The sequence below is a fragment of the Microbacterium sp. NPDC079356 genome (assembly GCF_049545465.1).
Classification (GTDB): Bacteria; Actinomycetota; Actinomycetes; order Actinomycetales; family Microbacteriaceae; genus Microbacterium; species Microbacterium gawkjiense.
The window spans coordinates 229870-253001 of the sequence record NZ_JBMWDN010000002.1 but is presented as its reverse complement, the minus strand read 5'-3'; the positions used below and the strand labels follow the sequence as shown (position 1 = coordinate 253001).

Annotated in this window: 27 protein-coding genes; 15 read left to right on the top strand and 12 right to left on the bottom strand. The window is 71.0% G+C overall.

All coding sequences use genetic code 11. From position 1 onward, the window contains the following. Nucleotides 1-5 precede the first annotated feature (5 nt). Nucleotides 6-638, bottom strand: a complete 633-nt coding sequence (upp, locus tag ACPEH0_RS06045) for a uracil phosphoribosyltransferase (protein WP_217530605.1) — start codon at nt 636-638, stop codon at nt 6-8. 67 nt (nt 639-705) lie between these two features. On the opposite strand from upp, the gene ACPEH0_RS06040 reads away from it, so the two are divergent. Further along, complete coding sequence (locus ACPEH0_RS06040; protein ID WP_217530991.1) at nt 706-1134, top strand: nucleoside deaminase; 429 nt, start codon at nt 706-708, stop codon at nt 1132-1134. 15 nt (nt 1135-1149) lie between these two features. Here the strand turns inward: ACPEH0_RS06040 and ACPEH0_RS06035 are convergent, their stop codons facing one another. Continuing rightward, a complete protein-coding gene (locus ACPEH0_RS06035; protein ID WP_217530607.1) occupies nt 1150-2262 on the bottom strand; it encodes an alpha/beta fold hydrolase in 1113 nt (370 codons plus the stop codon). 42 nt (nt 2263-2304) lie between these two features. On the opposite strand from ACPEH0_RS06035, the gene proC reads away from it, so the two are divergent. Beyond that, nucleotides 2305-3138 (top strand): pyrroline-5-carboxylate reductase, encoded by an 834-nt coding sequence (gene proC / locus ACPEH0_RS06030; protein WP_217530610.1) that lies wholly within the window; start codon nt 2305-2307, stop codon nt 3136-3138. A 9-nt stretch (nt 3139-3147) separates the two neighbouring features. Here proC and ACPEH0_RS06025 read toward each other — a convergent pair whose 3' ends face one another. Beyond that, a complete protein-coding gene (locus ACPEH0_RS06025) occupies nt 3148-4410 on the bottom strand; it encodes an MFS transporter (protein ID WP_366213806.1) in 1263 nt (420 codons plus the stop codon). 64 nt (nt 4411-4474) lie between these two features. Here ACPEH0_RS06025 and ACPEH0_RS06020 point away from each other — a divergent pair, with 64 nt between their 5' ends. Continuing rightward, nucleotides 4475-4972, top strand: coding sequence for a MarR family winged helix-turn-helix transcriptional regulator (locus ACPEH0_RS06020; protein WP_311285354.1), 498 nt, complete (start codon nt 4475-4477; stop codon nt 4970-4972). Nucleotides 4973-5000: 28 nt separating this feature from the next. Here ACPEH0_RS06020 and ACPEH0_RS06015 read toward each other — a convergent pair whose 3' ends face one another. From ACPEH0_RS06015 to ACPEH0_RS06005, 3 genes are read right to left on the bottom strand one after another with little or no spacing between them, the layout of a single operon-like run. After that, a complete protein-coding gene (locus tag ACPEH0_RS06015; RefSeq protein ID WP_366213807.1) occupies nt 5001-6101 on the bottom strand; it encodes a hypothetical protein in 1101 nt (366 codons plus the stop codon). 29 nt (nt 6102-6130) lie between these two features. Continuing rightward, nucleotides 6131-6802 carry a potassium channel family protein gene (locus ACPEH0_RS06010; RefSeq protein ID WP_217530617.1) on the bottom strand — a complete coding sequence of 224 codons (672 nt, stop codon included), beginning with the start codon at nt 6800-6802 and terminating at the stop codon, nt 6131-6133. Then, entirely contained in the window at nt 6795-8237 is a 1443-nt protein-coding gene (locus ACPEH0_RS06005; protein ID WP_217530620.1) for a TrkH family potassium uptake protein, read from the bottom strand. Before ACPEH0_RS06005 ends, ACPEH0_RS06010 begins: the two co-directional genes overlap by 8 nt. 67 nt (nt 8238-8304) lie before the next feature. Between ACPEH0_RS06005 and ACPEH0_RS06000 the strand changes: the two genes are divergently transcribed. The 5 genes from ACPEH0_RS06000 (at nt 8305) to ACPEH0_RS05980 (ending at nt 9830) form a co-directional block, all read left to right on the top strand. After that, entirely contained in the window at nt 8305-8709 is a 405-nt protein-coding gene (locus tag ACPEH0_RS06000) for an ArsR/SmtB family transcription factor (RefSeq protein WP_217530622.1), read from the top strand. Nucleotides 8710-8808: 99 nt separating this feature from the next. After that, nucleotides 8809-9000, top strand: coding sequence for a helix-turn-helix domain-containing protein (locus ACPEH0_RS05995; protein ID WP_366213808.1), 192 nt, complete (start codon nt 8809-8811; stop codon nt 8998-9000). A gap of 81 nt (nt 9001-9081) precedes the next feature. Further along, the gene (locus ACPEH0_RS05990; RefSeq protein ID WP_003792170.1) at nt 9082-9180 is read left to right on the top strand and encodes a 30S ribosomal protein bS22; all 99 of its coding nucleotides are present in this window, start codon (nt 9082-9084) and stop codon (nt 9178-9180) included. Between the two features lie 96 nt (nt 9181-9276). Continuing rightward, nucleotides 9277-9534 (top strand): glutaredoxin family protein, encoded by a 258-nt coding sequence (locus tag ACPEH0_RS05985; RefSeq protein WP_217530624.1) that lies wholly within the window; start codon nt 9277-9279, stop codon nt 9532-9534. Then, nucleotides 9531-9830: a Dabb family protein gene (locus tag ACPEH0_RS05980; RefSeq protein WP_217530626.1), complete on the top strand. Its 300-nt coding sequence runs from the start codon at nt 9531-9533 to the stop codon at nt 9828-9830. Before ACPEH0_RS05985 ends, ACPEH0_RS05980 begins: the two co-directional genes overlap by 4 nt. Nucleotides 9831-9835: 5 nt before the next feature. Here the strand turns inward: ACPEH0_RS05980 and ACPEH0_RS05975 are convergent, their stop codons facing one another. From ACPEH0_RS05975 to aspS, 6 genes are all read right to left on the bottom strand, one after another. Beyond that, nucleotides 9836-10942, bottom strand: coding sequence for an ABC transporter ATP-binding protein (locus ACPEH0_RS05975; protein ID WP_217530628.1), 1107 nt, complete (start codon nt 10940-10942; stop codon nt 9836-9838). After that, a complete protein-coding gene (locus ACPEH0_RS05970; protein ID WP_217530630.1) occupies nt 10939-11742 on the bottom strand; it encodes an ABC transporter permease in 804 nt (267 codons plus the stop codon). The genes ACPEH0_RS05975 and ACPEH0_RS05970 overlap by 4 nt, the downstream gene beginning before the upstream one ends. Further along, nucleotides 11739-12683, bottom strand: coding sequence for an ABC transporter permease (locus ACPEH0_RS05965; protein WP_423719425.1), 945 nt, complete (start codon nt 12681-12683; stop codon nt 11739-11741). Before ACPEH0_RS05965 ends, ACPEH0_RS05970 begins: the two co-directional genes overlap by 4 nt. Beyond that, nucleotides 12680-13816, bottom strand: coding sequence for an ABC transporter substrate-binding protein (locus ACPEH0_RS05960; RefSeq protein ID WP_359919916.1), 1137 nt, complete (start codon nt 13814-13816; stop codon nt 12680-12682). Before ACPEH0_RS05960 ends, ACPEH0_RS05965 begins: the two co-directional genes overlap by 4 nt. Nucleotides 13817-13952: 136 nt before the next feature. Next, nucleotides 13953-15116 carry a mechanosensitive ion channel family protein gene (locus tag ACPEH0_RS05955; RefSeq protein WP_359919913.1) on the bottom strand — a complete coding sequence of 388 codons (1164 nt, stop codon included), beginning with the start codon at nt 15114-15116 and terminating at the stop codon, nt 13953-13955. Between the two features lie 87 nt (nt 15117-15203). Further along, a complete protein-coding gene (aspS, locus tag ACPEH0_RS05950) occupies nt 15204-16544 on the bottom strand; it encodes an aspartate--tRNA(Asn) ligase (protein ID WP_363378865.1) in 1341 nt (446 codons plus the stop codon). A 111-nt stretch (nt 16545-16655) separates the two neighbouring features. On the opposite strand from aspS, the gene ACPEH0_RS05945 reads away from it, so the two are divergent. From ACPEH0_RS05945 to ACPEH0_RS05915, 7 genes are read left to right on the top strand one after another with little or no spacing between them, the layout of a single operon-like run. Next, nucleotides 16656-17336 carry a DedA family protein gene (locus ACPEH0_RS05945; protein ID WP_366213809.1) on the top strand — a complete coding sequence of 227 codons (681 nt, stop codon included), beginning with the start codon at nt 16656-16658 and terminating at the stop codon, nt 17334-17336. Nucleotides 17337-17360: 24 nt separating this feature from the next. Next, nucleotides 17361-17990, top strand: a complete 630-nt coding sequence (locus tag ACPEH0_RS05940) for a histidine phosphatase family protein (RefSeq protein WP_366213810.1) — start codon at nt 17361-17363, stop codon at nt 17988-17990. Further along, nucleotides 17987-18586 carry a TlpA family protein disulfide reductase gene (locus ACPEH0_RS05935; protein WP_366213811.1) on the top strand — a complete coding sequence of 200 codons (600 nt, stop codon included), beginning with the start codon at nt 17987-17989 and terminating at the stop codon, nt 18584-18586. The genes ACPEH0_RS05940 and ACPEH0_RS05935 overlap by 4 nt, the downstream gene beginning before the upstream one ends. Further along, nucleotides 18583-19398, top strand: coding sequence for a cytochrome c biogenesis CcdA family protein (locus ACPEH0_RS05930; RefSeq protein ID WP_366213812.1), 816 nt, complete (start codon nt 18583-18585; stop codon nt 19396-19398). Before ACPEH0_RS05935 ends, ACPEH0_RS05930 begins: the two co-directional genes overlap by 4 nt. After that, entirely contained in the window at nt 19379-21127 is a 1749-nt protein-coding gene (resB, locus tag ACPEH0_RS05925) for a cytochrome c biogenesis protein ResB (protein ID WP_217530643.1), read from the top strand. The genes ACPEH0_RS05930 and resB overlap by 20 nt, the downstream gene beginning before the upstream one ends. 27 nt (nt 21128-21154) lie before the next feature. Next, the gene (ccsB, locus tag ACPEH0_RS05920; RefSeq protein WP_366213813.1) at nt 21155-22183 is read left to right on the top strand and encodes a c-type cytochrome biogenesis protein CcsB; all 1029 of its coding nucleotides are present in this window, start codon (nt 21155-21157) and stop codon (nt 22181-22183) included. A gap of 5 nt (nt 22184-22188) precedes the next feature. Continuing rightward, on the top strand, nt 22189-23058 hold the full coding sequence (locus tag ACPEH0_RS05915; protein WP_217530647.1) for a metal-dependent hydrolase: 870 nt from the start codon (nt 22189-22191) through the stop codon (nt 23056-23058). Nucleotides 23059-23132 lie beyond the last annotated feature (74 nt).

Sequence of the window (23132 nt, the reverse complement as noted above, 5' to 3'; positions counted from 1 at the left end):
CGGTGTCAGACCGTGCCGTACAAGCGGTCGCCGGCGTCGCCGAGACCGGGGACGATGTAGCCCTTCTCGTTCAGGCGCTCGTCGAGAGCGCCCAAGACGAGGGTGACGTCGCGGTCGCCGACCTGCTTCTCGATCGCCGCGAGACCCTCGGGCGCTGCGAGGATGCAGACCGCCGTGACGTCCTGCGCGCCGCGCGCGAAGAGGAAGTCGATCGCCGCGCCGAGCGAACCGCCCGTGGCGAGCATCGGGTCGAGGACGAAGCACTGGCGGTCGCTGAGGTCGTCGGGCAGACGCTCGGCGTACGTGTACGGCTCGAAGGTCTCCTCGTTGCGCGCCATGCCGAGGAAGCCGACCTCGGCCGTCGGCAGCAGCGTCGTCATGCCGTCGAGCATGCCGAGGCCCGCGCGCAGGATCGGGACGACGAGCGGCCGCGGCTCGCTGATCTTGAGCCCGGTCGTGCGGGTGACGGGCGTGTCGATCTCGATCTCCTCGACACGCACGCCGCGGGTCGCCTCGTAGGCGAGGAGGGTGATGAGCTCGGCCGTCAGCTGGCGGAACACCGGCGACGTCGTGCGCTTGTCGCGCAGCACCGTGAGCTTGTGGGTGATGAGGGGGTGATCGGCGACGTGCACACGCATGGGTCCAGGCTACCGGGGCTACGCTGACGACGTGAGCCTGCCCGTCCCCGCCGCCGACGACGCGGCGATGGTGCGGGCGCTGGAGCTCGCCGCCCTCGCGTCGGGCCACGGCGACGTCCCCGTCGGCGCGGTCGTCACGCAGGCGGGCCGGATCGTCGGGGAGGGACGCAACCTCCGCGAACGCGACGGCGACCCCCTCGCGCACGCGGAGGTCGTGGCGCTGCGAGCCGCGGCATCCGCCCTCGGATCGTGGAACCTCGACGACTGCACCCTCGTCGTCACTCTCGAGCCGTGCGTCATGTGCGCGGGTGCGATCCTGCAGACGCGGGTGGCGCGCGTCGTGTTCGGCGCGTGGGACGAGAAGGCGGGTGCGGCCGGTTCCGTCCACGACCTGCTCCGCGACAGACGGATGCCGCACCGCGCAGAGGTCCTCGGCGGGGTCCGTGCGGGCGAGGCCGCGACCCTCCTGCGCGGCTTCTTCGACGCGAAGCGCTGAGGTGCCCCTCGCTCGTCAGTCGGACGAGCTGAGGATGATCGCCTCGGTGGGCGGCGCGGGGGACGCGGGCGAGCCGATGTACCCCGTCAGTTCGAGCAGCGCGCGCCGGAACACGGCGGGCCGCTCGAGGTGGGGGGTGTGCCCCACGCCGGGCAGGGCGAGCTCGGTCGCGATGCCCCCGGCATCCGTGTAGCGACGGAGCACCTCGCGGGTCTGCGACACCATCGGCTGGGCCGGGGCGACGTCGGCGCCGGGCCAGTCGGGGAGGATCCCGAGCGACCCCAGGTGACCCGGGTCCGAGAAGGACGTGTCGGAGATGAGCGGGTCGAGCACGCCGCGGATCCAGAGGATCGACGGCTTCTCGGGCAGGTCGACGATGCCCGAGACGTCGAAGTTGCGCGGCGCGAGGGCGTTGAGCACACCGAACCGGCCGGGCGCGTAGCCGGGCCAGTGCGGGCTCGGGACGGATTCGCCGGGATAGTTGCCGGTCGCGGTGGAGGTGGAGAGCATGGCCTCGACCCAGAGGTCTTCGTGCTCGGTCTCGAAACCCTCGGCGACGAAGGAGGCCCGGAAGACGCTCCGCGGCGAGGTGGATGCCTCCGCGCCCGCCTCGCGCGCGGTCAAGCGGCGCACGAACTCGGGGTTCGCGGTCCCCGCGCCGCAGCCGGCGTCGTCGTCGGTCAGGCGCGACCCGTCGAGCCGCGTGCCGCCGAGGCCGAACGGCGAGACGGGGGACTCGAGCAGGATCGTGCGCACCGGGTGGTCGAGCGCGAACTGCAAGGCGACCGCTCCGCCGAGGTCCCATCCGACGAGGTGCGGCGCCTCGATGCCGAGCTCGGTGAGCGTGAGCGCCACGTCGTCGCTCAGGTCGCGGACCCCGCGGGAGGCGTCGACGGGCATGTGCTCGGTGCCGCCGAAACCGCGCAGATCGACGGCGACGACCCGGAACTCCGCGGGGAGGTCCTGCATGAGCTCCTGCCAGACGAGGGCGGAGGACAGGGCGCCGTGCAGCAGGACGACGGTGCGCTCGGGGGCGGCGTCGACCGTATCTCCGGCGCGCTCGAGGATGTTGACGCTCAGCCGGTCCGTGTCGATGATGCGGGACGTGATTCCGTCGAGGAGGGTCATGAGCCGATGATAAGCCGCGGGGGTGGATGACAGGATGGGGGCATGACGCACCACCTCCCTCCCGTCGCCATCCTCGGAGCCGGTTCGATGGGGGGTGCGATCGCGCAGGGGATCTCCCGCTCGGGCCGGGCCTCGTCCGTCGTGGTGACCAACCGCACGGCCGCGAAGGCCGCCGAGCTCGAGGGGCTCGACGCCGTCTCGAGTGCGGCGCTCGCGGAGGTGCCGTCGGCGAACACGGATGCCGCGGCATCCGCCGACATCGTCCTCATCGGCGTCAAGCCTGCGATGGTCCCCGACCTGCTGCGCGAGATCGCCGGCGCCCTGCGCCCCGGGACGATCGTCGTCAGTCTGGCGGCGGGCGTCACGATCGAGACGTTCGAGTCGATCGTCGGGCCCGAGATCCCCGTCATCCGCTCGATGCCGAACACGCCGGCCGTGGTCGGCAAGGCCGTCACCGGTCTCGCCGCCGGGTCGACCGCGACCGCGGAGCACGTCGCGCTCGTCCGGGCGCTGTTCGAGACCTGCGGCGTCGTCATCGAGGTGCCCGAGGCGCAGATCGACGCGCTCTCGACCATCTCGGGATCCGGCCCCGCTTACGTGTTCCTGCTCGTCGAGGCGCTGACCGAGGCCGCCCGCGGCAAGGGCTTCGACGAGGCCGACGCGCGCCTCATGGCCGAGCAGACCTTCATCGGTGCGACGGCTCTGCTCGCCGCCACCGGCGACGACCCCGCCGAGCTCCGCCGCCGCGTGACCAGTCCCAAGGGCACGACCGAGCGCGCGATCGGCGTCCTTCAGACCGCGAACCTCGACGGGCTGTTCTCGCAGGCGACGGATGCCGCGCTGGCCCGCGCCCGCGAACTCGCGACCGGCGTCTGAGGCATCCGCTCAGGCGTCGCCGAGCGTCAGGTCCTCGGCGGTCGTCCGTTCGGTGAGCCGGGCGGTGTGGTCGGCGCGGCCGATGAGCCCCCGGAACGCGAACAGGAGCACGGCGCCGGCGGCCGCCGACAGGGCCGCAGCGGCGTACGGGGCGCCGACGCCGAAGACGGCCAGGGCGGTGCCGACCGGGGCGCCGATCGCGCCGCCGAAGAACCGGAAGCCGGAGTAGGCGGAACTGGCGACGGCGCGGGGGAGCACGGTCGCCTCCATCGCGGCCTCGGTGAGGATCGTGTTCACAGCACCGATCTCGATGCCGAGCAGCACGACGCAGACCACGAGCAGCGGCCGGGATCCGGCGCTCAGCGCCGCCAGCACGTGCGTCACGGCGAACGCGACGAGGAACCAGAGCAGCACGGTCACGACCGAGAAGCGCCGGGTCAGCCGCGGAGCGATGAGGACGCCCGCGATCGCGAGACCGACGCCGAAGCCCATCATGACCAGGCCGATGCCGACCGCCGGCAGTTCCAGGGCGTAGGGCGTGTACGACAGCGTCACGAAGAAGCCGGCGTTGTAGAGGAAAGCCACGACGCTGATCGCGAGCAGTCCGCGATCGGCGAAGGCACGGAAGGGGGCGCTGACCCGGCTGCGCTCCGCCGCGTGACCCGGATCGCGGACGAGGGTGAGGAGGGCGGCGACCCCCACGGCGAACAGCGACGCCGTGCCCCAGAAGGGCGCGAACCACCCGATCTGGCCCAGCAGGCCGCCCAGCAGCGGGCCGACCGCCAGCCCGATTCCGAGCGCCGCCTCGTAGAAGATCACGGCGTGCTCGCTGCGCCCGCCCGAGGCGGAGACGATCGAGGCGAGCGCCGTCGAGAGGAACAGCGCGTTCCCGAGGCCCCAGACGGCGCGGAAGCCGATGAGGGCGCCGATGCTGGGGGACAGTGCGCAGCCGATCGCGGCGAGGGCGATGACGACGAGGCCGAGGATCATGACCGCGCGGGTGCCGATGCGGGTGGACAGCCAGCTCGTGAAGAACATCGCCGAGGCCGTCACCGTCAGGTAGCTCGTGAACAGCAGCGAGGTCTGCACGGGGCTCGCCTGCAGTGCGGCGGCGACCGTCGGGAGGATCGGACCGACGAGGCCGATCCCCATGAACGCGACCATCGCGGCGAAGGCAATGGCCCAGACGGCGGGCGGCTGCGAGAGCAGCCGCGGTCCGCGTGTCGACGCGGCGCGGACGGTGGGGCGGGTTCCGGTGTCGAGCGCGGTCATTCCTCCGATTATACACAGATGCTTCACCAGTGAAATAAAGGGTTCGCCTCGCTACAGTGGAGCGGTGACCGAGCGCGCCGACTTCATCGCCCGCATCCGTGCCGCGTGGGCGGAGCAGATGCCGGCGATCGACACGTCGCCGATCGACGTGTGGGGCAGGCTCAACCGCGCCTCCGCGTTGGCGACCGCGCAGATCGAGCGGCTGCTGGCCGACAGCGGCGTCTCGCGATCGGAGTTCGACGTCCTCTGCGCGCTGGCCCGCACCGGTCGGCCCCTGCGTGCCAGCGAGGTCACCGCCGAGACGATGCTCAGCGGTGCGGCCACCACGAAGCTCACGAGCAGGCTCGAATCCGCCGGGCTCCTGCGCCGGGAGCGGTCGACGCGCGACGGTCGGGCGGTGGAGCTCTCGTTGACGGATGCCGGTCGTGCCGTCGTCGAGCGGGAGATGCCGCGCGCGCTCGCGCACGACGCCCGCCTGCTCGACGGGCTCAGCGAGGCCGAGCAGCAGACGCTCGCCGACCTGCTCGCCCGGCTGCTGGCGAACGCGCAGCGCGAGGCCTGAGGTCGGGCGGCGGCCGGGCGCTGCGACCTCAGGCGGAGGCGCGGAACCTCAGACGTGGCGGGTCGAACAGCAGCGCGTCGGCGCCGCGCCCTCGGCGATGCGAGTCGATCCGGTGGATGAGCGACGAACCCACGGTGAGCGCGATGAATCCGGAGATCATTTTGTCGATGAGCGAGGAGATCAGGTTCGCGGACAGCACCGCGGTCCAGAGGGCATCGCCGAGGTGGAGCAACTGATCCGTGAACGTGACGGTCGCGACATGTGCGGAGTAGCCGCCGTAGACGGCGAGGGTGATCGGTGTCGCCACCAGGGTGCTGGCCAGCGCGACCATCACCGTCAGGACGAAGAACCGCAGGGGCGTCCGTCCGAGGCCCCACGAGTGCGTGCCGTACCCCCACAGCAGCGCACCGACGATCCCGACGGCGGTGAACGGCAATCCGATGGGGCTCGAATGGTAGGCCGCGCCGGTCAGCTGGGTCGCGATCGCGACCAGCACCCCGTACCAGGGACCGAGGACGATCGATGCGACCGCAGTGCCCACCATGTCGAGGAACAGCGGGAGAGACGACCACAGCACGAGCTGGCCCCCGACGACGTTCGCGAGGGTGCAGAGGGCGATGATGATCGCCATCACCCCGACGCGCGAGGCCAGCGTGCGCGGCGGGCGCGGATCGAGCGTCCGTGGCTCGTCGGCGTCGCGCCGCGTCGCGGTGTGACTGCGCGATGGTGTGGGATCGTGCGGCGGCGGCTCCGGGGTCTCCGGGGCGGCAGCGGGCGGGGCCGGTGCCTCGGCGGCCTGCTCCGGTCGGTGTCGGAGGGCGTTCGCGACCGCGGCGTGGCGACGCCAGTGGGCGGCGTCGTGCTCCGCTCCACCGAGGGCGAGGATCACGTCGGCGACGAGGGCGGGGTCGACTCTCGTACGGTCGGGCCGGAAGAGGTCGTAGACGGTCGAACGAGCGACCGTGACGCTGCGGGCGCCACCGACGCGGCTCGCGCGCAGCCGTGTGACACGTGCGGCTATCTCGGCGTACGACGGCCCGCCGGCGGCGAATCGCATCGACTGCAGCGCCTCATGGAGCCGCGCGTCGTGCGGCGGGGTCGCCCGCTCGGCGTCATCGGATGATGCCATCGATGTGTCCTGGTGTCGCCTGAGCGGGCTCAGCGGTCGAGCGAGGCGAAGCGTTCGATGTCGGAGTTCGTCCCCGACACGATGATGAGGTCGTGGTTGGTCACGACGGTCGTCGCTTCGGCGTAGCGGAACGGCTTGCCGGGGCTCTTCACGCCGACGACCGTCACGTTGTACTTCGAGCGGACGCCCGACTCGTTGAGGCCGACGCCCCGAATGAACCGCGGCGGGTACATCTTGGCGAGGACGAAGTCGTCGTCGAAACGGATGAAGTCGAGCATGCGCCCGCTGACGAGGTGCGCGACGCGCTCGCCGGCTTCGCGCTCGGGGTAGATGACGTGGTTGGCGCCGACGCGGGCGAGGATCTTGCCGTGCGACTGCGAGACCGCCTTCGCCCAGATCTGCGGAACCTTCAGGTCGACGAGGTTGGCCGTGATGAGGACGGATGCCTCGATCAAGGACCCCACGGCCACGACGGCGACCTGGAAGTCCTGCGCACCGATCTGCTTCAGCGCCTCGATGTTGCGCGCATCGGCCTGGACGGCGTGCGTGACGCGCTCGGACCATTTCTGCACGAGGTCGAGGTTGTCGTCGATCGCGAGGACGTCGCGGTCGAGGCGGTCGAGTTCGCCCGCGCACGCGGCGCCGAAGCGACCGAGTCCGATGACGAGGACGGGCGAATCGCTGCGCAACTGCTCAACCAACGATGGGCCTTTCCACGGGCAGCGCGTAGTGCTGCGTTCGGCTGGTCGCGGCCACCGCCGCGGCGAGTGTCACTGTACCAACGCGGCCCATGAACATCGTCAGCGCCATGACGAAGACGGCGGGGTCGGGGAGCTCCTGCGTCAGCCCGGTCGACAGCCCCACGGTGGCGAAGCCCGACACGACGTCGAAGAGGACCTCGTCGAGGGGCGCCTTCGTCAGGTGCGCGATCGTGATGGTCGACAGCGCCACGATCGTCGCGCCCCACGCGACGACCGAGAGGGCGACGCGCTGGACGTCGCTCGGGATGCGGCGCCCGAACGCCGAGACGCTCGGCCGGCCCTTCGCCTCGGACCACACCGCGAGGGCGAGGACGGCGAGGGTTGTGACCTTGATGCCGCCCGCCGTCGAGGCGGATCCGCCGCCGACGAACATGAGCATCGACCCGACGACGATCGAGGATTCGTGCAGCTCGCCGATGTCGATGATCGAGAAGCCGCCGGAACGGGTCATCGCGGACAGGAACAGGGCCTGGAACGTCGTGTCCCAGGCATCCATCGTCCCGAAGGTCTGGGGGTTGCCGTACTCCAGGATCACGAACGCGATCGCGCCCGCAAAGAACAGGACGACCGTCGTGATGAGCGTCAGCTTGACGTGGATCGACCACCGACGGACGTGCCAGTGATGCTTCCAGAGGGCGTAGATGACCGGGAAGCCGATCGAGCCGAGGAAGACGCCCGCCATGAGGACGCTGAGCAGCAGGTAGTTCTGCGCGAACGGCGCCAGGCCCTCGGAGTTGGGCGCGAAGCCCGTGTTCGTGAACGCCATGGCCGCGTAGTACGGGGCCTCCCACAGTGCGGTCAGGGGGTCGATGCCGCTGGCGAGCAGCATGGGGTACAGCAGGACGGCGAGGGCGGCCTCGATGACGAGGGTGGACAGGGCGACGGTCGCCAGCAGCTGACCCACCTCGCCGAGCCGGACGGCCTGGCCCTCGTTGACCGGCCCGCCGTGGGCGCGCATCGGGTTGCTGTCGCCGGCGGCGAGCAGCTTGGCGCGGAGCCCCAGACGCTTGGAGATCACGAGGCCGAGGATCGAGGCGAGGGTCAGGACGCCGAGGGCGCCGACGTTGACACCGATGAAGACCACCACCTGACCGAGGGGCGACCAGTGCGTGGCCATGTCGACGGTCGCGAGGCCCGTGACGCAGATCGTGGAGACCGCCGTGAACAGGGCGTCGGGCAGGGGCGTCACCTGCCCGTCCGAGGCCATCACCGGCAGCGAGAAGATCGCTGTGAACAGCAGGATGAGAACCGAGAAGATGAGCACGGCGAAGCGCGAGGGCGACGCGGTCGCGAGATCGCGCATCGCGGAGAACGCGCGGCGATGCCACGCCGGTCCGCGCCGGGGGGCGCGCTCATCGACGGCAAGGCCCGTCATTCGCGCCCCTTCCTCGTTCGGATCGTTGTCATGGTACTCCCGCGCGCGGGCGGGCTAACCTAATGCCATGGCGGACATCTTCGACGTGATCGCCGACGGGACCCGTCGGGACATCCTCCAGCTGCTCCGTGAACGAGGGGCGTCGGGGGAGAAGGGGACCAGCGTCTCGCAGATCGTCTCCGCCCTCGGGGTCAGCCAGCCGACGGTCTCGAAGCACCTGAAGGTACTGCGGGAGGCATCCCTCGTCTCCGTGCGCGAAGAGGGCCAGCACCGCTACTACAGCCTGTCGCCCGCGCCGCTGGACGCCGTGGACGACTGGCTGTTCCCGTTCTTCGCGGTCGACGAGGACGACGCGCCGGCGGCGCACGCCCTGCCGGACGGCGCAGCGCATGCCGCCGAGGTCGTGGGTCGCGCGGCCGCCGCGGCGAAGCATGCCGTGACGAGCGTGTTCAACAAACTGCCGGGCCGCTGACCCGCCTTCCGCCCCACGAGTCACACAGGTTTACACGCGTCTCATCCACCCCCTAATGTGGAGGGATTCACGGGGGCTGATAACCACAAAGGGGACACGATGTCGGACATCTCGGATGTGCGCTTTCTCACAGTCGCGGAGGTCGCCGACCTCATGCGCGTCTCGAAGATGACCGTCTATCGCCTCGTCCACTCGGGGGAACTCCCCGCCGTGCGCTTCGGTCGCAGCTACCGGGTGCCCGAAAACGCGGTCACAGCCGCTCTGCAACGTCCCATCGCCGACGTCGGCTAGACTGATCCGAGGCATTTTTCCGTCTTGCCGTTCCCGGACGCCGACACCGCGCGTCCAGACCCCGACTTAGTGAGGTTTACCGTGGGTTCAGTCATCAAGAAGCGCCGCAAGCGCATGGCGAAGAAGAAGCACCGCAAGCTGCTTCGCAAGACTCGCCACCAGCGCCGCAACAAGAAGTAAGCGGCATCGCACACAAGCGCCCCCGTCCGGTCCGCCGGACGTCGGGGCGCTTCGTGTTGCGTCCGCGGCGTGGATGAGCGGGGGAGAATGGATGCCGTGACCGCACTCACCCTCATCTCCAAACCCGACTGCCACCTCTGCGACGTCGCCCGCGAGATCGTCGACGCTGTCGTCGCCGAGCTCCCCGAGGGGCGGGTCGACGTCGAGGAGCTGTCGATCACCGACGACCCGGCCCTGTACGCGACATGGTGGGAGAAGATCCCCGTGGTCCTCATCGACGGCGACCTGCACGCGCACTGGCGCGTGTCCGCCGACCGGCTGCGCGCTGCGCTCGTCGAGAAGGCCTCCGCATGATCCGCCACGTCGTGATCTGGAAGATGGCGGCCACCGACGCGGACACCCGTGCCGAGCACGCCGCCGAGGTGGTGCGCCTGCTGCGGAGTCTCGAGACCGCCGTGCCCGTCATCCGCTCCCTCAGCGTGGGGACCAACGTCGCCGTCCCCGAGGCGAACGCCGACGTCTCGCTCGTGATGGACGTCGACGACCTCGACGCGCTCGAGGCGTACCAGACGCATCCCGCGCATCAGGAGGTCGCCGCGTACATCCGCAGCGTCGCCGGCGGACGCATGGCCGTCGACTTCGAGGTCTGAGAGCCTCAGCCGCGGGGCCGGACGGGCACCGGTACCGGCGCCACGGCGATGCGGACCCGTTCGCCGTACTCGAGTCGGTCGTCGGCGGGATGCTGCAGCCGCACCAGCGCGCCGTCGTCGGTGCGTACCAGGGTGCGGCGGATGCTGCCGAGGAACGTGCTCTCCTCGACGACGGCGCTGATGCCCTCGCCCGCGCCCACCAGGCGCACGTTCTCGGGACGGATGAGCGCCTCGACGGGGCCGTCGGGAGCGTCGCCGAGGATCGGGACGGACGTGCCCCAGACCTCGACCGCTCGGGCCGCGGCGGTCCCCGGGACGGCGCTGGAGAGCCCGACGAACCCGGCGACCTCGGGGGTGGCGGGTCGGAGGTACAGGTCCTCGGGGGTGCCGATCTGCGCGATGCGGCCCGCTGCCATGACGGCGATGCGGTCCGAGACCGCGAGCGCCTCCTCCTGGTCGTGCGTGACGAACACGGTCGTGATCCCGAGGCGCAGCTGGATGCGGCGGATCTCGTCGCGGAGCTGGACCCGCACCTTGGCGTCGAGCGCCGAGAGCGGCTCGTCGAGGAGGAGCACCCGCGGCTCGGTCACCAAGGCGCGAGCGAGGGCGACGCGCTGCTGCTGTCCGCCGGAGAGCTGGTGCGGGAAGCGGTCGGCGAGGTGGTCGAGGCCGACGAGCTCGAGCGCCTCGCCCGATCGGCGGCGCGCGGTGGCGGTGTCGACGCGCCGCCGGCGCAGCCCGAAGGCGACGTTGTCGACGACGCGCAGGTGCGGGAAGAGCGAGTACGCCTGGAACACCATCCCGATGTCGCGCTTGTTCGTCGGCGTCCGTGAGACGTCCGTTCCGCCGAACGCGACGATCCCGCCGGTCGCGTCCTCCAGACCGGCGATGACACGCAGCGCGGTGGTCTTGCCGCATCCGGACGGCCCCAGCAACGACACGAACTCGCCGGGAGCGACGTCCAGGTCGACGCCGTGCAGCACGCGGGTCGGGCCGTAGTCCTTCACGATGCCGCGCAGCTCGACCCGCGTCCCCTCGCTCGCGCCGGCGAGCAGGGTGTTGTCGGCGGTGCGGGGGAGGATCCGGGCGGTGGGGGCGGATTCGAGGGTCACGGGGTCTTCCTTCCGGTGCCGACGCGTCCCGCGCGGCCGATGACGAGGAGCAGGACGAAGGCGAACGCGAGGGCCAGCAGCGTGAAGATCGCGGAGGCCCAGGCATCCTGCTTGTTGATGACGACGAGCCCGGTCTGCAGCACCTGCCGGTTCAGCAGCGAGGCGATGGTGAACTCGCCGAGGACGACCGCGACGGAGATGAGGGATGCCGCGAGCAGCCCCTGTCGCAGGTTCGGAGCGACCACGCGCACCAGCACGGTGCCCCACCCCGCGCCGAGGGTGCGGGCGGCCTCGGTCAGCGTCGCGAGGTCGACGGCGTCGATCGCGGCCTGGATCGAGCGGTACGCGAACGGCAGGACGAGCACCCCGTAGGCGAAGGCGAGGGTCCAGGCGCCCGTCCCGAAGGTGCGGCCGATCTCCAGGTAGATGGGGGCCAAGCCGACCACGAGGACGATCGCGGGGATCGTGATGGGAAGGAGGGCGAGGAACTCGAAAGCGCGGCGCAGGCGCGGGAACCGCAGGTTCACCAGCACCATCGTCGGCGCGAACACCAGCAGGACGATCGCCACCGTCACCGCTGCGAGGATGAGCGAGTTGACGAGGCCCGTCCACACCGGCCGGTACTTCGCCGAGAGCGCCGGGTCGAACAGGGCCGCCCAGCGGTCGAGGGTGAGCGAGCCGTCGGCGGCGGTCAGGGTGAACAGGGCCGTCGCGACGAAGGGGACGGCGAAGACCGCCCCGACGAGGAGCCCGATCGCCCAGCGCGTCGCCGCCGACGGGGCGAGGGTCGCGCGGCTCACGACTGCCACCGGGCGGCGCGGCGCTGGATGAGGGTGTACGCGACCATGACGACGGCGACCACGACGATCATCCCCAGGGCGAGCGCACCGGCGAGGTTCTCGCGTCCGAGCACGGTCTCGCTCGTGAGGGCGGTACGGATCTGCAGCGGGACGATCTGCGAACCCTGGCTGGCGAGGGCGGCCGCCGTCGCATACGACGAGAACGCGTTCGCGAACAGCAGCAGGAAGCTGGCGAGGAAGGACGGGGCGAGGACCGGCATCCCGATCTGCGGCCAGAACCCGCGCCGGGTGCCGCCGAGGGTGAGGTGCGCCTCGAGCCACTGGGGTTTGAGCGCCGACAGCGCCGGCATGAAGGTGATGACCATGAGGGGCACCTGGAAGATGATGTAGGCCGGGATGAGCCCCGGCAGCGCGTAGATCCACGCCCCGCCGGCGAAGATGTGCAGCCCGAAGAGGTCGCTGAGCAGGCGGGTCACGACGCCCTGCGTCCCGATGGTCGCGATGAGGACGAAGGCGAGCATCACGCCGCCGAACTGCGCGAGGACCCCGGATGCCGCATCCACCGTCGTCCGCACGATCCCGGTCTCGGGGAGCCCCAGCATCGCGAGGCAGACGAGGGCGCCGATCACCGCGCCGATCAGGGCGGTCAGGAGGGACACCCAGGTCGAGTTCGCGAAGGTGGCGAGGACGACCGGATCGACGAGCGCCGCGAGGTTGTCCCCCGTGAGGGCTCCCGCCCCGTCGACGAACCCGGTCGCGAGGGCGAGGACGGTGGGCAGGACGAGGAAGGCCGCCAGGTAGACGGCGAACGGCACGAGGCCGAGCCACGACCAGTCGATGCGGCGCCGCCCGCGAGGGGCCGGAGCGTGCTGCTCCGACCCCTCGGGGGCGCCGTGCGGGACGCCCGTCGCCGGGATCCCCGCCGGTGCCGTGGCGGTCACTGGACCGCGGCGGCCCAGTTCGCGCCCAGCAGCTCGCCCGCGTCGGTCGACTGCGCCTCGGTCGGTACGACGGTCTCGGCCGGGGCTTCGGGGAGCGCGGCGGCCAGCTCGGCGTCGATCGTGCCGGCATCCGTCATCGCCTCCATGCGGACGGGGCGCGCCCCGCCCTTCAGCCACAGGTTCTGCACCTCGTCGCTGTAGAGGAACTCCTGCCAGAGCCGAGCGGCGGCCGGGTTCGGGGCGTCGACGTTGATGGCCTGGTTGTAGTACCCGGCGTAGCCCACACCGTCGAAGACCACCGTCTCCCAGGTGGGGACGTCGGCCTTGTGCGCGGCGTTGAGGTAGTCCCAGTCGAAGACGACGGGGGTCTCGCCGCTCGCGACCGTGGCGCTCGTGACGTCGAGCTTGAGCATGTTGCCGGCCTTGTTCAGCTCGCTGAAGAAGTCGATGCCGGGCTGGAAGTCGTCGAGCGTCCCGCCCGATTGCACGGCGGCCAGGCCCACGGCGGCGAAGGCCGCGCCCGCCTGCGTGGGGTCGCCGTTGATGGCGACCGAGCCGCGGAACCCGTCGCCGAGCAGGTCGTCGAGCTCGGCGGGGGCGTCGAACTTCGCCGAGTCGTAGCCGACCGACATGTACCCGCCGTAGTCGCCCACGAACAGACCCGTCGGCTCCTTGAGCGCGTCGGGGATCTCGTCCCACGTCTGCACCTTGTAGGGGGCGAAGCGGTCGGTGTTCTGCAGGGCGACGGTGAGGCCCAGGTCGAAGACGTCTGGAGCGGTGTCGAGGCCCTCGTTCGTCTCGGCGGCGGTGATCTCCTCGGCGCTCGAGATGTCGGGCGACTGCTCGTTGATCGTGATCTCGGGGTAGCGCTCGGCGAAGAGGTCGAGGATCTCGCCGTAGTTCGCCCAGTCGCGGGGGAGCGCGATGACGTTCAGGTTGCCCTCGGCCTTGGCCGCGGCCTCCAGGTCGGCGAACGAGCCGAAGTCGGTGACGCTCGTCGCGGTGGCGGCCACCGACGTCTCGCCGGCGGCGTTCTCGGCGTCGGGGCTGCCGGCGCAGGCCGCCAGTGACAGCGCGGCGATGGTGGTGAGGCCGACGGCGACGGACGCGCGGCGCGGGAAGGGACGGGACATGCGGTTCCTCTCGGGTGATCCTGCGCGCGCTGATGAGCGCGGCGCACGGGGGGACGAGGGGAAGCTACGACCGCCGGATGGATGGCGGGCCCACGGCGGATGAACGGACGGTGACGCCCAGGCGACGGATGCCCGTTCAGCGCTCGGCGTCGGACTCGCGCACGATCTGGATCGCGTTCGTGAAGGTCGATGCGCGGCGCTCGGCCTCGACGCTGCCCGTGAAAAGACCGTCGTGGGGGCGTGCCGCGGGGTCGTCGGCCGGTGCCGCACCGGCGGTATCCGTCATCCGCACCCGCTGCACGGGCACGGCGTCGGGCAGGGTGCGCTGCACCCAGGTGACCATCGCCTCGCGGACCAGGCAGCGCAGGTCGAAGAGCGTCGGAGCGTCTTTCGCCGTCACGAGGATGCGGACGCGCACGTAGCCGGCGACCGCGTCGGTCACCTGCAGCACGGCCGTGCGCCCGTCCCAGAGCTCGGTCGCCCCCACGACGTCGTGCAGGTGCTCCCGCATCCGGTCGGGGGAGACGTTCCAGTCGAGGTCCATCTCGACGGCGCCGAGGAGCTCCGAGCCCCTCCGGGTCCAGTTCTCGAACGGGGTCGTCGTGAAGTAGGTGCACGGCAGGACGAGGCGGCGGTCGTCCCACAGATCGAGCACGACGTAGCTGAGGGTGATCTCGCCCACGCGCCCCCACTCGCCGTCGGCGACGACGACGTCGTCGACACGCAGCGCATCGCTGAAGACGATCTGCAGCCCCGCGAAGACGTTCGCGAGGACGGACTGTGCGGCGAGGCCCGCGACGATCGACGCGATCCCCGCCGACGCGAGCACACTCGCCCCGATCGCCCGGACCGCGTCGAAGGTCAGAAGGACCGCCCCGATGCCCATGATGACGATGATCGCGATGGCGAGGCGTCGCACGACGAGGGTCTGGGTGCGGATGCGGCGGGCCACCCGGTTGTCGGGCACATCGATGCGGTAGCGACCGAGCGCGACGTCGGTGGCGACCACGACGAGCGAGGCCAGCAGCCACGCGCTCGCCGCGATGATGAGGATCGTGAGGAGCTGATCCAGGATGCCGCGCCACGTGTCATCGGGGAACGCCGCACGCACGGCGGCCCAGAGGGCGACGACGAGCAGCAGCATCCGGAACGGTGCCCGGGACTGCCGGCTCAGGACCCCCGCCCACCGGCGACGGCGCGCGACGATCGCCAGCACGATCGTCGCGACGACGGCGACGACGATCCCGACCGCGATCCCGACGAGGGTCGCGATCGCGAAGTCCATCCATCCATCCCACATGCAGCTGATCCTTCCATCGGGGAATCAGCCACGATACGACGAGCGCCCGGCCGAAGCCGAGCGCTTGCCGAACGTGCGGGTCTCGCCTTACGGCGCCAGACGGGTGGGTCCGCGGAAGAGGTAGGTGACCTCGCGGATCGAGTCCTGCCCGAGCAGCAGCATGAGGACACGGGCCAGGCCCATGCCGAAGCCGCCGTGGGGCGGGGCGCCGAAGCGGAAGAAGTCGAGGTAGAAGTCGAGGTGCTCGGGGTCGAGACCCTTCTCCTTCGCCTGCTCGATGAGGACGTCGACGCGGTGCTCGCGCTGCGCGCCGGTCGTGATCTCGACGCCGTTGAAGAGCAGGTCGTACGACTTCGTCAGCCCGGTCTCGTCGTCGCGCATGTGGTAGAACGCGCGGATCTCGGGGTGGTAGTCGGTGATGAACACGAACTGGTGACCGTAGGTCTCCTGCACGTGCGCGGCGATCTGACGCTCGCCCTCGGGGTCGAGGTCGCCGTCGGTGCGGGGGATCTCGTAGCCGCGGGCGGCGACGATCTCGCGCGCCTCGGCGAGCGGGATGCGGGGGAACGGCAGCTCGGGGACGACCACGTCGATGTCGAAGAGCGCCTTGATCTCGTCGCCGTGCTTCTCGGCGACGGCGCGGATCGCGGTCTGCAGGAGCTCCTCCTGCATGCGGGCGACGTCCTCGTGCGAGTCGATCCAGCTGATCTCGGCGTCGATCGAGGTGAACTCGGTCGCGTGGCGCGAGGTGAAGGAGGGGTCGGCGCGGAACGCGGGGGCGATCTCGAAGATCTTGCCGAAGCCGGCGACCTGGGCCATCTGCTTGAAGAACTGCGGGCTCTGCGCGAGGTAGGCCGTCTTCTCCTCGAAGTAGGGAACCTCGAACAGCTCGGCGTTGGACTCCGAGGGCGACGCCATGAGCTTGGGGGAGTGGACCTCGATGTAGTCGCGCTCGATCCAGTACGAGCGCATCGCGTGCTCGAGGGTCGTCTGCACCCGGAACACCAGGTTGTTGCGGCGCTGGCGCAGGTCGATGAAGCGCCAGTCCATGCGCTTGTCGAGACCCGAGTCGGCCGCGATCGGCGTCTCGGGGAGGGCGGCGGCCGCGATCTCGAGTCCGCTGATCTTGATCTCGACACCGCCGAGCTTGACCCGCTCGTCGTGCTTGAGCTCGCCCGCCGCGGTCAGGAAGGTGCCGGTCGACAGGTTCGAGATCAGGTCGGTGAGCGCCAGGGCCGTGGCATCCTGCTCCGTGCCGTCCTCGGCCGGACGGGTCGCGGGGTTCACGAGCTGCACCGCGCCGGTCTCGTCGCGGAGGATGACGAACTGCACCTTCTTCTGATCACGGACGGTCTCGACCCATCCGGAGACCGAGACGGGACCGTCTTCACGGGACTGCAGCTGCTGGACGAGGGTGCGTTCACTCACGAGGGACGAGTCTACGCGGCACCCAGCCGGCGCCCATGCCCGCCCGCCTAGGCTGGAGCACCACAGGGGGCCCGGCCGGGCATCCGATCACCGAGCGCGAGAGAGCACCCGATGACCGACATGTTTAACGCCGCGTCCGGCTCCGGCTCCGGCGGCGGCTCCTGGCTCTCCGCGCTGGCCGACTGGCTCGTGACGCTGATGGAGACGATCGGTCCGATCGGCGCGGCGATCGCGGTCGGTCTCGAGAGCCTGTTCCCGCCGATCCCGAGCGAAGCGGTGCTGCCGGTCGCCGGTCTCGCCGCGTCGCGCGGCTCGTTCACCCTCGCCGAGGCGATCGGCTGGACAACGTTCGGGTCGGTCGCCGGCGCCTACCTCCTGTATGGGCTCGGCCGCGTGCTCGGCGCCGAGCGCCTCACGCGCGTCGCCGAGAAGATGCCGCTCATGAAGGGCGAGGACGTCACGAAGACGGTCGCCTGGTTCGACCGTCATGGGTCCGCGGCCGTCTTCTTCGGCCGGATGGTGCCCCTCTTCCGCAGCCTCATCTCGATCCCGGCGGGCGTCTCGAAGATGCCCTGGTGGAAGTTCGGCCTCCTCACCGCGGCGGGCAGCCTCATCTGGAACTCGATCTTCGTGCTCGCAGGCTTCTTCCTCGGCGAGAACTGGCACATCGTCGAGCAGTACGCGGGGGTGTTCCAGAACATCGTCATCGTCATCGTCGTCCTGCTGGTGGCGTGGTTCCTGTTCGTCCGCATCCGCGCCGCCGTGCGCGACCGGCACTCAGGCCCCGCATAGGAGGGCCGCACGTATACTGGGGGGGTGCCCGCCGCCCGCCTTCATCTCGTGCGCCACGGGGAGGTCCATAACCCCGAGCGCGTGCTGTACGGACGCCTCCCGGGTTTCCATCTGAGCGACGACGGCCGCGACATGGCACGCTCCGCCGCCGAGCACCTCAAGGCGCAGGGGCGACCGGTCACGTCGCTCGTGTCCTCGCCCCTCGAACGGACACGCGAGTCCGCGGCGCCGATCGCGGAGCTGTTCGGCCTCACGCCCGTCATCGACGCCCGCGTCCTCGAGCCGACGAACGTCTTCGAGGGCGAGCGGATGCAGCGTGCCCTGCGCAACCCGCTCAACTGGTGGCACCTGCGCACCCCCGCCCTCCCCAGCTGGGGCGAGGCCTACCTCGACGTGGTCGAGCGCATGCAGGCCGCGATGCGCGACGCGTGGAACCGGACCCCGTCGGGCGACGCCGTCATCGTCTCGCACCAGCTGCCGATCTGGATCACGCACCTCTCGGTCGCGGGCCTGCCGCTGCGGCACGACCCGCGCCGACGCCGGTGCGACCTGTCGAGCATCACGAGCTTCGAGCTCGCGGGCGACGTGTGGCGCGAGGTCGACTACGTCGAGCCCGCCCCGACCGCTGGCGCCGTGGACGTGGGTGCCGTATGAGGCGCCGCATCCTCGCCGCCGTCGCGGCGATCGCGCTCACCACCGGCCTGGCCGCCTGCTCGGGGCAGAACGACGACCTCGCGAACCTCTACCGCGAAGGCAACACGCAGGGTTTCATCTCCAGCGACGGGCGGGTCGAGACGATCCCCGCCGACAAGCGCGGCGAGGCGCTCTCGTTCTCGGGGACCGCCGTCGACGGGTCGACGATCTCGAGCGACGACTTCGCGGGCGACGTCGTCGTGCTGAACTTCTGGTACGCCGCCTGCGGCCCCTGCCGCGCCGAGGCGCCCGTCCTCGAGGAGACGTTCCAGGGCACGAAGGCCGACGGCGCCCAGTTCCTCGGCGTCAACATCTACGACGGCCCCGAGCAGGCCACCTCGTTCGACGAGACCTACGGCATCACCTACCCGTCGATCCTCGCCCGCGGCGACGTCGACCTGAAGCTCGCGTTCGCCGAGTGGACCTCGCTGCAGGCGGCGCCGACGACCCTCGTCGTCGACCGCGAGGGGCGCGTGGCCGCGCGCGTGTTCGGCGAGCTGCCGGATGCCACGACCCTCCGCGACCTCGTCGAGGACACCCTGGCGGAGACGCCGTGAACCCCGGCGCGGTCGTCGCTGACGGGGCGCTCTGGATCGCGATCCTGATCGCCGCGCTCGCCGGTCTGGTCTCGTTCCTCTCGCCCTGCGTCCTCCCGCTCGTCCCCGGCTATCTCGGCTTCCTCGGCGGCGCGATGACCCCGAAGGAGGGACGACGGATGCCGGTGGCCCGGGCCGCGGCATCCGGCACCGGCGTCGCCACGGCGACCGCGGCACCCGCCCGCCCCGCCATCGGACGTGGCCGACTCGTCGTCGGCGTGCTGCTGTTCATCGCCGGGTTCACCGTCGTGTTCCTGTCGATGGGAGTGTTCGCGGGAAGCCTCGGACGCCTCTTCCTGCAGTACGAAGAGGTCATCACGCGGGTGCTCGGCGCCGTGGTGATCGTCATGGGCCTGATCTTCGTCGGGGTGTTCGGGCTCGCCCAGCGCACCTACCGTCCGCCGCTCACGCAGAACCTCGGACTCGTCGGGGCGCCGCTGCTCGGGGTGGCGATGGGCGTCGGCTGGGCGCCGTGCATCGGCCCGACCCTCGCGACGATCCTGAGCATGGCCTACAGCCAGGCCGATCCGACGCGCGCGGGTCTGCTCGCCGTCGCGTACTCGCTGGGCCTCGGCATCCCCTTCGTCCTGCTCGCCCTCGGTGCGTCGTGGGCGACGCGGTCGGTCGCGTTCATCCGCCGCCACATCCGCGTCGTCAACATCATCGGCGGTGCGATGCTCGTCCTCCTCGGCCTCCTCATGGTGACGGGGATCTGGACGACCCTGATGGCCTCGTTCCAGGGGGTGGTGGCCGGTGTCCCGACGTTCCTCTGACCCGCGCGCCGACGTCGTCGACGGCCCGCTCCGACCGGGCGACCACCTCGACCGCACCGAGGACCGCCTCGACCCCGCCGTGCGCGGGCGCGAGGAGTCCGACGGCATCACCCAGCCCGCGCTGGGTTTCGTCGGGTGGCTCCGGTGGGGCTGGCGTCAACTGACGAGCATGCGGACGGCCCTCGTCCTCCTGCTGCTGCTCGCGATCGCCGCAATCCCCGGATCGCTCGTGCCCCAGCGCAGCGCCGACCCGAACGGCGTCACGCAGTGGCGCGCCACGAACCCCGATCTGTACCCGACGTTCGACGCGCTGCAGCTGTTCGACGTGTACATTTCGGTGTGGTTCTCGGCGATCTACATCCTGCTGTTCATCTCGCTGATCGGATGCGTCCTCCCGCGCACGAAGCACCACTGGAAGGCGCTGCGGGCCCGCCCGCCGCGGACCCCCGTGCGGCTCTCGCGGCTCGCCGACCACAGCGAGACGACGGTCGCGGTGCCCGAGGGAAAGGATGCCGCGGGGCACGCCGCGCACGCCGTCGACCTCGCCGAGGCGCAGCTGCGCTCGGCCCGCTACCGCGTCGAGCGCTACGACCGGAACGGCGTCGCCTCGGTCTCGGCCGAGCGCGGCTACCTGCGCGAGACGGGCAACCTGATCTTCCACGGCGCCCTCGTCGGCGTGCTCCTGTCCGTCGGCATCGGCGGCGGCTTCACCTACACGGGGCAGACCGTGATCACCGAGGGCGACGGCTTTGTCAACTCGCTCGGCCTCGGCTACACGTCGTTCAACCCCGGCCGGTTCGTCGACACCGAGGCGCTGACGCCGTACTCGATCACCCTCGATCGGTTCGACGTGACCTACGCGCCCGGCTCGGGGCAGGCGGGCGACTTCGCCGCCCACGTCACGACCCGCTTCCCGGGTCAGGACCCCGAAGACCAGGTGATCGAGGTGAACCACCCGATCACGATGGCTGGCGACCGGGTCTACCTCATGGGCAACGGCTACGCGCCGACGATCACGGTGCGCAACGGCGCCGGCGACGTCGTGTTCAGCGAGTCGGTCCCGTTCCTGCCGCAGAGCGCGACGATGACCTCGCAGGGCGTCGTGAAGATCCCCGACACGGGCGGCGAGCAGCTCGGCATGGTCGGCTTCTTCTACCCGACGGTCGCCGAGCTCGACACCGGTGCGCTGACGTCGGCGTACGGCGACCTCCTCGACCCGCGGCTGACCTTCTTCGTGTACGAGGGTGACCTCGGCATCGACGACGGCACGCCGCGCTCGGTGTACGCGCTCGACACCGGCGGCATGACCGAGATCGCGGGCCGCAACGCCGACGCCCCCTCGCTCGAGCTCTCACCCGGGCAGACGATCGACCTGCCCGGCGGCCGCGGCACGGTGACCTTCGAGGATGAGCGCAGCGCCGGCGCACCCGAGTCGGTCAAGCGGTACGTCTCGCTGTCGATCAACAACGACTCGAGCGCCACGTGGGTGCTCGTGTTCGCGATCCTCGCCATGCTCGGGCTGTTCACGGCGCTGTTCGTGCCGCGCCGCCGGATGTGGGTGAAGGCGACCCCGGTCGGCGACGACGAGGTGCGCATCGAGTACGCGGGCTTGGCCCGCGGCGAGGACCCGGCCATCGCCGTCGCGGTCGCCGACCTCGCCCGCCGCCACGGCACCGCGTTGGGTGAGCAACCGGCATCCGCCCCGGTCAGCCCGGCGAACGTAGACTGAAACCACCCATCTCCTCTGGAGGACCCCATGTCGTTCGATGACATCTCCGTCCTGCTGTTGTGGACCGCGATCGCGATCTACACGCTCGGCTTCCTCGCCTTCACCGTCGACCTCGCGCGCCGGTCCGAGCTCGCGATCGCCGCCCAGGACGCCAAGGCCAAGACGCAGGCGCGCGCGCTCGTCGCCGCCGGCGGCGGGCAGACGATCGACGAGATCCGCGCGGAGGAGGCCGCCGCGAAGATCGCGCTCGAGGCCGCGCCGTCGCAGCGCGGACGCTACCTGTTCGCGCGACTGGGTGTCGTGCTCACCACGATCGCGTGGCTGTTCCACCTCGGCGCCGACGTGACGCGCGGCATCGCGGCGGGCCGGGTGCCGTGGTCGAACAACTACGAGTTCGCCCTTACCGGCACGCTCCTCGTCGTCGCCGTCTTCCTCACGGTGCTCGTCAGGTACGACCTGCGCTTCCTCGGCGCGTTCATCAACGGCCTCATCGTCGTCCTCCTCGGCGGCGCCGCCCTCGCGTACTACGTCGAGGTCGTGCCGCTGTCCGACCCGCTCAAGAGCGTCTGGCTCGTCATCCACGTCTTCGTCGCGTCGCTGGCGTCGGCGTTCTTCGCGATCGCGTTCGCGCTCTCGGTCGTGCAGTTGCTGCAGTCGCGCCGCGAGCGCCTCGCGCTGGCCGCGGTGGGGTCGGATGCCGCGCCCCGCACCCGCCTGCCGTTCCTGCGCACCCTGCCGAGCGCCGACGTCCTCGAATCCCTCGCCTACCGCTTCGCGATCATCGGGTTCGTGCTCTGGACCTTCACCCTCATCGCCGGCGCCATCTGGGCCAATGAAGCGTGGGGCCGCTACTGGGGCTTCGACACGAAGGAGGTCTGGACCTTCGTGATCTGGGTCGTCTACGCCGGGTACATCCACGCCCGCGCGACGCGCGGCTGGCGCGGCACCCGGTCGGCGTGGCTGTCGATCGTGGGCTTCACGTCGGTGCTGTTCAACTTCACGATCGTGAACCAGTTCTTCAAGGGCCTGCACTCCTACAGCGGCCTGTCCAGCTGAGCCTCGTGACGCAGATCCCCGCCACCGTCGTGACCTACCCCGACGGGGACGTCACCGGAACGGCGACCGTCGTGCACGCGGTGCTACTCGCCGACGGGCGGACGGGCATCGTCCTCGATCGCACTCCGTTCCACCCCGTCGACACCGCCTGGCCCGATCAGCCCGCCGACGTCGGCGTGCTGCGAAGCTCGTCCGGCGAGTTCCCCGTCGTCACCGCCCTGACCGGGGGAGTCCGCGAGGGCGACCTCGTCATCGGTTCGGACCTCCCGGTGCGCATGGGCGCCGAGGGCTGGACGTTCGTCGTCGTCCACGTCGTCGACGCGCCTGCCCCCGCCGTCGGCGAGAGCGTAGAGGCGTACGTCGATCCCGAGCTGCGCGCTGCGCTGTCCGCCGGGCACACCGCCTGCCACCTGGCATCCCTCGCCCTCGACGCAGCCCTCGCGGACGCCTGGAAGAAGGACGCCCCGACGGATGCCGCGGGTCACCCCGCGTTCGACATGCTCGCGATCCAGACGTCCCGCATCACGGCGTACGGCTCGACCGACGTCTACCGCATCGGCAAGTCGCTGCGCCGGAAGGGCTTCGACCCCGCTGCGCTCGACGACCTGCGCGCCGTCGAGGAGCGCGCGAACGCGACGCTCGCCGGCTGGGCCGAGACGCCCGGAGCCATCGGCGTCCATCGCGAGGATCGCACCCTCGCCGGTCGGCGCACGTGGCGCTGCGAGCTGCCCGAAGGTGCCGTCGAGCTGCCGTGCGGCGGCACGCACCTGACCTCGCTCGCCGAGGTCGAGGCCATCACGGTCGCCCTGGCCTCGGCCGAGGTCCCCGGTGGCGTCGAGCTGACGATGACCACCGGCATCCGCCTCGCCCACTGACCCGCGCGTCGCGCCCGCGCCCCGCGCCCGCGCCCGCGCCCCGCGCTCCGCGCGCTCGAGCCGGCCTGTGCGCC